This is a genomic window from Xanthomonas sp. WHRI 7945, from assembly GCF_035026585.1.
This window is the reverse complement of the sequence record NZ_JAYIQP010000048.1, coordinates 1-2,080: the sequence shown is the minus strand read 5'-3', so window position 1 is coordinate 2,080 and position 2,080 is coordinate 1. Positions and strand designations below refer to the sequence as shown.

The 2,080-nt window shown below is 64.4% G+C and carries 3 protein-coding genes and 2 tRNA genes; 2 read left to right on the top strand and 3 right to left on the bottom strand.

Features of this window, described 5'->3' with window-relative positions:
- Positions 1–242: 242 nt before the first annotated feature.
- From bfr to VDQ83_RS18605, 3 genes are all read right to left on the bottom strand, one after another.
- A complete protein-coding gene (gene bfr / locus VDQ83_RS18615) occupies positions 243–713 on the bottom strand; it encodes a bacterioferritin (RefSeq protein WP_185814243.1) in 471 nt (156 codons plus the stop codon).
- A 113-nt stretch (positions 714–826) separates the two neighbouring features.
- A complete protein-coding gene (locus tag VDQ83_RS18610; RefSeq protein ID WP_263396908.1) occupies positions 827–1,036 on the bottom strand; it encodes a (2Fe-2S)-binding protein in 210 nt (69 codons plus the stop codon).
- Between the two features lie 81 nt (positions 1,037–1,117).
- Positions 1,118–1,729, bottom strand: coding sequence for an RNA pyrophosphohydrolase (locus VDQ83_RS18605; protein WP_263396907.1), 612 nt, complete (start codon positions 1,727–1,729; stop codon positions 1,118–1,120).
- A 120-nt stretch (positions 1,730–1,849) separates the two neighbouring features.
- On the opposite strand from VDQ83_RS18605, the gene VDQ83_RS18600 reads away from it, so the two are divergent.
- Together VDQ83_RS18600 and VDQ83_RS18595 are read left to right on the top strand one after the other, a co-directional pair.
- Positions 1,850–1,926, top strand: a tRNA-Met gene (locus VDQ83_RS18600).
- Between the two features lie 44 nt (positions 1,927–1,970).
- A tRNA-Gln gene (locus VDQ83_RS18595) sits at positions 1,971–2,045 on the top strand.
- Positions 2,046–2,080 lie beyond the last annotated feature (35 nt).

Below are 2,080 nucleotides of genomic sequence, written 5' to 3'. Positions count from 1 at the left end.
CGACTTCAGTCGCGACGGGCCTTCCCGGTAAAGCCCGTCGCGACTGAAGTCGCTCCCACAACATTTCGCAGGCTGCGAATGCCCTAACGAGATGCCTTAGCGGCCTTGTCCACATGCGCGCCGCGTACAGACGCTGGACGAGCTAAACCGATCGCGGTCTTCGCGCAGCGCGCAGCGTCGCCAAAGACCTAGCGCACCACCAACGGCGGCATGTGCCACCGCTTGGCATGCACAGTCGCCGCTCAGTCCTCGAGCTTGGTCAGCAGGTAGTTCGGCTCGCCGATGCGGCCGATCAGATCGAGCTGGGTTTCCAGCCAATCGATGTGCTCTTCCTCCGACTCCAGGATGTCGGCCAGCAGCTGGCGGCTGACGTAGTCCTGGATCGACTCGGCGTAGGCGATGCCGTCGCGCAAGGTGGTGGTGCCGTCCTGCTCCAGGGCCAGGTCGCACTCGAGGATTTCCCGCGGGTTCTCGCCGATGCGCAGCTTGCCCAGCGCCTGGAAGTTGGGCAGCCCCTCGAGGAACAGGATGCGGTCCGCCAACTTGTCGGCGTGCTTCATCTCGTCGATCGATTCCTTGTACTCGTGTTCGGCCAGTTCCTTCAGCCCCCAGTTCTTCAGCATCTTGGCGTGCAGGAAGTACTGGTTGATCGCGGTCAACTCGTTGTAGAGGACCTTGTTGAGGAACTCGATGACCTTGCTGTCGCCCTTCATCGCAGTGCTCGCTAATGCCTGGAAAGCGCAGACTTTAGCGAATCGGCCACGGCCGTGAAGGAACGCGAATCGTGATCATCCCGCTGCGCATCCGCGCGGCGGCGGCGCGCGGCTCAGGCGGCGCGGGCCAGGCCGCCCAGCACGGGCAGCGGCAGGTCGCGCAGCAGCGCGCGTTCCAGCAGGTCGCCGGCCATGTCCAGGCACGAGCCGCAGGTGGCCCCGCAGCCGGTGCGCATGGTCAGTTCGGACACGGTGCGGCAGCCGGCGTCGGCGGCTTCGCGGATCTGACGATCGGTGACCCCATTGCAGATGCAGACGTACACGATGGCGTTCGGCGGCGGGCGGCGCGGACTGCGCCTGGCCGCCATTCAAACCAAAGTGAGAATGGTTGTCAATTCCGGGCGTTAATCGTTATTAATACGGGCCACCCAAGGCCCGCCACGCTTGCGTGGACGCTTGCGCGGGCGCTCGTGGCCGGCGGTGTTGCCGGGCATCCACGCCTCCTGCGCCAGGGTCGGCATGGCACGGATGCCCGGCCCGGCGATGCTCTGCGCCAGCGGCGCCAGGTGGCGCAGCGCCCGCGCGTAGACGCCGCGCTTGAACAGCACCACGTGCTCCACCGGATACCAGAAGTCGACCCAGCGCCAATGGTCGAACTCCGGGGTCTCGGTCAGCTCCAGGTTCAACTGGCTCTCGTCGCAGCGCATCTGCAGCAGGAACCAGACCTGCTTCTGGCCGATGCACACCTGGCGTTCGTTGCGGCGGATGGCGCGGCTGGGCAGCCGATAGCGCAGCCAGCCAGGGGTGGCGCCGAGCACTTCGACATGCTCGGGCAACAGCCCGGTCTCTTCACGCAACTCGCGGTACATGGCCTCGACCGGGGTCTCGTCGGTATTCATGCCGCCTTGCGGGAACTGCCAGCCATCCCGGCGCACGCGACGTGCCCAGAACACCTGACCGTCCGGCCGCATCAGCACGATGCCCACGTTCGGTCGATAACCGTCCGGATCGATCACGATGCGGACTCCTGAAAAATCTACTGGCTCCGACTCTGCCATGGCTGCGGCCGGGCCACAAGCGCGGCAAAAACCCGTTGACAGCCGTCCGATTTGCTATAAGAATTGGCGGTTCACCAAGGCTATGTAGCTCAGCCGGTTAGAGCACAGCACTCATAATGCTGGGGTCGGTGGTTCGAGTCCACCCATAGCCACCATGGTGTCCACGCAGCAGGCGTGCGATAATTGCGATCTGCGACATTGCCCCGTCGCCAAGCGGTAAGGCACCTGACTCTGACTCAGGCATTCGGTGGTTCGAATCCATCCGGGGCAGCCAAACACCAAAAAAAAGGCCGATCGAAAGATCGGCCT

What these genes read in the sequence shown, in the direction of transcription:
- bfr (WP_185814243.1), bottom strand. Translation starts at nt 713, where the DNA reads ATGAAGGGCGACAGCAAGGTCATCGAGTTCCTCAACAAGGTCCTCTAC.